This is a genomic window from Sulfitobacter sp. HI0129 (genome assembly GCF_001635395.1).
Taxonomy (GTDB): domain Bacteria; phylum Pseudomonadota; class Alphaproteobacteria; order Rhodobacterales; family Rhodobacteraceae; genus Sulfitobacter.
Genome location: NZ_LWGH01000482.1, coordinates 1 through 5,120, shown reverse-complemented (window position 1 = coordinate 5,120; position 5,120 = coordinate 1). Strand labels below are relative to the sequence as shown.

General features: G+C 64.9%; 5 protein-coding genes. 2 read left to right on the top strand and 3 right to left on the bottom strand.

Translation table 11 applies throughout. From position 1 onward, the window contains the following. Positions 1–1,473, top strand: a 1,473-nt coding sequence (locus A3764_RS13175; protein ID WP_067951655.1) for an inorganic phosphate transporter, incomplete at its 5' end; no start/stop codon positions are given. Here A3764_RS13175 and A3764_RS13170 read toward each other — a convergent pair. From A3764_RS13170 to A3764_RS13160, 3 genes are all read right to left on the bottom strand, one after another. Next, positions 1,470–2,486 (bottom strand): 2-dehydropantoate 2-reductase, encoded by a 1,017-nt coding sequence (locus tag A3764_RS13170; protein ID WP_067951654.1) that lies wholly within the window; start codon positions 2,484–2,486, stop codon positions 1,470–1,472. The genes A3764_RS13175 and A3764_RS13170 overlap by 4 nt on opposite strands. Beyond that, positions 2,483–3,388, bottom strand: coding sequence for an ornithine carbamoyltransferase (gene argF, locus A3764_RS13165; protein WP_067925881.1), 906 nt, complete (start codon positions 3,386–3,388; stop codon positions 2,483–2,485). Before argF ends, A3764_RS13170 begins: the two co-directional genes overlap by 4 nt. Before the next feature lie 73 nt (positions 3,389–3,461). Further along, positions 3,462–4,634 (bottom strand): aspartate aminotransferase family protein, encoded by a 1,173-nt coding sequence (locus tag A3764_RS13160; RefSeq protein ID WP_067925884.1) that lies wholly within the window; start codon positions 4,632–4,634, stop codon positions 3,462–3,464. Between the two features lie 208 nt (positions 4,635–4,842). Between A3764_RS13160 and A3764_RS13155 the strand changes: the two genes are divergently transcribed. Beyond that, on the top strand, positions 4,843–5,120 hold a 278-nt coding region (locus A3764_RS13155; RefSeq protein ID WP_330220523.1), incomplete at its 3' end, for a GcrA family cell cycle regulator.

Below are 5,120 nucleotides of genomic sequence, written 5' to 3'. Positions count from 1 at the left end.
ACGCCGCGCGGCAGCCAGTGGAAGACGCTGGACAGCGATCTCGACCGGATATCCAAGGTGGAACTGGCAACGACGCATCTGTCGCGTTCGCTCGTGGCGCCGGGCATCGCGCTGATCTTCATGCTGTTTGCCGGGATACTGGGCGCCGTCTTCTTCGGCGGAACCCCGGGCGGCTTCGTCGTGATCGCGGCTGCGGTTTTTGGCGCCTACATGGCGGTGAATATCGGGGCCAATGACGTCGCGAACAATATGGGGCCCGCCGTGGGTGCGAACGCGCTGACCATGGGCGGTGCCATCGCCATCGCCGCGCTCAGCGAAAGTGCAGGTGCACTTCTGGCCGGGGGCGACGTCGTGTCGACAATTTCCAAGGGGATCATCGATCCCGCCTCCTTTGCCGATGCGCAGGTCTTCATCTGGGCGATGATGTCGGCGCTCATCTCTTCCGCGCTTTGGGTCAACCTCGCCACCTGTATCGGTGCCCCGGTCTCCACCACCCATTCGGTGGTGGGCGGCGTCATGGGGGCGGGCATCGCGGCAGCGGGGCTTGGTACCGTAGACTGGGGGTCCATGTCGATGATCGCGGCCAGCTGGATCATCTCCCCCCTGTTGGGGGGTGTGATCGCCGCCGCTTTCCTCGCCTTCATCAAGGCGCGCATCCTCTACCGCGACGACAAGATCGCCGCCTCCCGCATTTGGGTTCCGGTGCTTGTCGGTCTCATGGCCGGGGTCTTTGCGGTCTATCTTGCGCTGAAGGGGCTGAAAAAGATCGTATCCGTCGATATGCCTCTGGCCCTCGCCATCGGCCTTGTTGCGGGGTTGGCTGTCTATGCGCTGGCCCGCCCTGCCGTAAGGCGCCGGTCGGAAGGGATGGAGAACCGCAACAAGTCGGTCAAGGTGCTCTTCGGTCTGCCGCTGGTCTTCTCCGCCGCGCTGCTGAGTTTCGCCCATGGTGCGAACGACGTGGCCAATGCGGTGGGTCCCCTTGCCGCGATCGTCCACGCCGCAGAAGCCGGCGGGGTCGAGGCCGAGGTGCGCATTCCGCTCTGGGTGATGATCATCGGTGCCTTCGGCATCTCCTTCGGGCTGTTTCTCTTCGGTCCGAAGCTCATCCGGATGGTGGGCCGCCAGATCACCAAGCTGAACCCGATGCGTGCCTATTGCGTCGCCCTTTCAGCGGCGATCACGGTCATCGTGGCAAGCTGGCTGGGTCTTCCGGTCAGTTCCACCCATATCGCGGTGGGTGGTGTCTTTGGCGTGGGCTTCTACCGCGAATGGCACATGGAACGGCGGCTTCGCCGACCGGATGTCCGGGTGTCGCCGGTCAAGCGGATCGCCCCGGAGGAACGGCGCAGGCGCCTGTTGGTGCGCCGCTCCCATTTCCTGACGATCGCGGCCGCATGGGTGATCACCGTCCCCGCCGCCGCGCTGATCTCGGCAGCGGTGTTCCTTGGCCTGACCTTTTTCACCGTCTAGCCGCGGTCCTTCTTGGGCCAAAGGGCGGAGGGCGGCAGATGGGGCAGCCCCTCTTTTGCAAGTTCCGCCAGATGCATGACTTCCGTCACATGCCGGCAGATCGGCACCGGGCGCTTCTGGGCGGCCCCCATGCGAACGACTTCGCCCTGCAATGCGTCGATTTCGGTCGGTCGCCCTTCCATCAGGTCATAGGCCATTGAGGTTCGCGCCTGCGCATCGATGGTGAGCATCGATGCGGCGATTCGGGTGAACAGCGGCGTGGGAAGCCGCAGGATATGTGGAATGGCCCCTACCGGCACCGGCGTCGTGGAAACTGGGCGGATGCCCTCTGCCCGCAGCACGCGCAGCGCTTCGGACCATTGGGCGGCCATGACCCTGCGCCACTGCCGGTCGCGCAGCATGTCCTGAAGGGTCAGACCGCTCAGGGCATTCAGCGCATTGGTCAGATTGACGAGGAATTTGCCCCATTGGACGCCGAGGATGTCGTCGCTTTCTTCCCACTGCAAATGGGGCACCGACAATCGCGTGGCCCAGTCTGCCGGCCCCGCCTCCAGCACGATATTTCCGCTTGTGGCACGATGATAACACCCCTGCCCCATGGGCACGACGTTGAAGGGCACCATCGCCGCCCGCACATCCCGCCCAGGCAGGGCGTCCCGCAGGGTGGCGGCATTGGTGACCCCGTTCTGCAGGCTGATCACGCAAGCCCCCGCCGCGCCATGCGCAGCGATGCTGCGGGCGATATCGGCGGTGTCCCGCGTTTTCACCGTTACGAGAATGACATCCGCCTGCGCGAGACAGCGCGCATCCTGCGTAAAGGTCAGATCTTCCGGGCGCACCGTCTCCGCCAGCCCGCCGAAATCGGTGAGCGTCAGGCCGTGGGCGCGTATCTCGTGCCCGATGCGGGGCCGTACCAGCAACGTGACATCACGGCCCGCTGCAGCCAGCAGCCCGCCCGTGAAACAGCCAATGGCCCCCGCGCCCGCGACGACGATCCGCGGGCCGTCGGTCATTTGTCCAGACACCAACGCATGATGGCCTTTTGCGCGTGAAGACGGTTTTCCGCCTCGTCGAAGATAACGGAATGGGGCCCGTCCATGACGCTGCTGGTCGCCTCGTCGTCGCGATGCGCGGGAAGGCAGTGCATGAACAGGGCATCCGGTTTGGCCCGCGCCATGAGCGCGTCGTTGACCTGATAGCCGCGCAACTGGTTGTGGCGCCGTTCCCGTGCAGACTGCGGGTCATGCATGCTGACCCAGGTGTCGGTGACCACCAGATCGGCGCCCTCCACCGCCTTCGCCGGATCGCGCTCCACGGTATATAGGCCATCGAGGGCCGGTTCCGGGTCCAGTGGGGGTGGGCCGGTAAACGTGAGGTCGAATTCGAACTGTTTCGCCGCATGGGCGAAACTGGCGAAAACGTTGTTGCCATCGCCTGACCAGACGATCTTGCGCCCCTTGATCGGTCCGGCGTGTTCCTCGAACGTCATGACATCGGCCATGATCTGGCAGGGGTGGCTGCGGTTGGTCAGCCCGTTGATGACCGGCACGCTCGCGTATTCCGCCATTTCGAGCAAGGTCTGCTCTTCGAAGGTCCGTATCATGATGAGATCGACGTAGCGGCTGAGCACGCGGGCGGTATCGGCGATCGTCTCGCCGTGGCCCAGTTGCATGTCGGTTCCCGACAGGACCATGGTCTGCCCGCCCATCTGCCGGACGCCTACATCGAAGGAGACACGCGTACGGGTGGAGGGTTTTTCGAAGATCAGCGCCACCATGTGGTCCTTGAGCGGCTGATCGTCGTCGGGCGCGCCGCGGGGGCGACCCTGACGCGCCGTCTTGACCGCGCGGGCGTCGTCAATAATTCCGCGCAGCGCTTCGGGGCGGGTTTGGTGAATATCAAGGAAGTGGGGCATGGATTTGCCTTTCTTACGGGCCGGGCACGAACTGCGCCGTGGCGGTGCGTGGCTTTAGGGAGCGGCGCGCCGCCTATTTCTTCATGGAGGTCGCCGCGTCGTCCAGTCGCGACAGCGCCTCTTCGATCTCGTCATCCGTGATGTTGAGGGGGGGCAGGATGCGCACGACGTTGTCTGCGGCCGGCACGGTCAAAACCTCATGCGCGTAGCCCGCCGTGACGAGATCGGTGTTCGTCACCTTGCAGCGCAGCCCCAGCATGAGCCCCATTCCGCGCACCTCTTCGAAAACGTCCGGGTGCGATGCCACGAGGCCTTCGAGCTTTTGACGGATGATCCCGGCCTTGCGGTTCACTTCGGGCAGGAAATCGGGCGCGGTGATCACATCCATCACTGCGGCTCCGACGGCGCAGCCCAGCGGGTTGCCCCCGTAGGTGGAACCATGGGTGCCCGCCGTCATGCCCGACGCTGCTTCTTCGGTCGCCAGCACGGCACCGAGGGGGAAGCCGCCCCCGATCCCCTTGGCCACCATCATGATGTCGGGGGAAACGCCCGACCATTCATGTGCGAAGAGCCGTCCAGTGCGACCCACGCCGCATTGCACTTCGTCCAGGATCATCAGGATGCCGTGTTCATCGCAGAGATCGCGCAAACCCTTCAGACAGGCATCCGGCAGTGGCCTGATGCCGCCCTCGCCCTGCACCGGCTCGACCATGATCGCGGCGGTCTTGTCGGTCACGGCGGCACGCAGTGCATCGTGATCGCCGAAGTCCAGATGCACGAAGCCCGGCAGGAGCGGACCGAACCCCTTGGTCATCTTCTCCGACCCCGCCGCCGCAATCCCGGCAGAGGAGCGCCCGTGGAAGGCACCGGAAAACGTGATGATCTCAACCCGTTCCGGCGCGCCGCGGTCGTGGAAATGCTTGCGCGCCATCTTCACCGCCAGTTCACAGGCTTCGGTGCCCGAGTTCGTGAAGAAACAGGTATCCGCAAAGGTGTGCTCCACCAGCCTGTCCGCCAGCGCCTGCTGCTGCGGAATCTGGTAAAGGTTGGACGTATGCCAGAGCGTTTGCGCCTGTACCGTCAGCGCACGAATGAGCGCCGGATGTGCATGGCCCAGCGCGTTCACGGCGATCCCCGCCCCGAGGTCGAGAAAACGTCGCCCGCCTTCCTCCACCAGCCAGACCCCTTCGCCCTTCACGAAGGACAGGGGTGCGCGGGCATAGGTGGGCAGTACGGAAGGGATCATGGTGATCGTCCTTTGCTGGTGTATCAAGCCGCCAAAAGGCCATGGGCACGCCCGGTGGTCAAGGGCCATGCAGGCGGCAAGGGCGCCGTTGACGGACGTGATGCCGCATACCGGCTTGCGCCTGCGCTGGCAGGCATTAGTATAGGGCGCTGAAATTGACGAAGCGGTCCTGACATCGGGGACCGCTTTCCAATATGGAGAACCCCGCATGTCCTGGACTGACGAACGCGTCGAGACACTGAAGAAGATGTGGGGCGAGGGCCAGTCCGCCAGCCAGATCGCCAAGGAACTGGGCGGCGTGACCCGCAACGCCGTCATCGGCAAGGTTCACCGGCTGGGCCTGTCCAACCGGGGTGCCGCCGCCGCACCGGCCGCCGCCAAGCCCGAAGCAAAGGCCAAGCCCGCCCCAAAGGCGGAAGCCAAGCCCGCAGCACCGGCCAAACCGGCAGAGCCAGAACCGGCCCCGCAGGAAACGCCCGAGCCCCC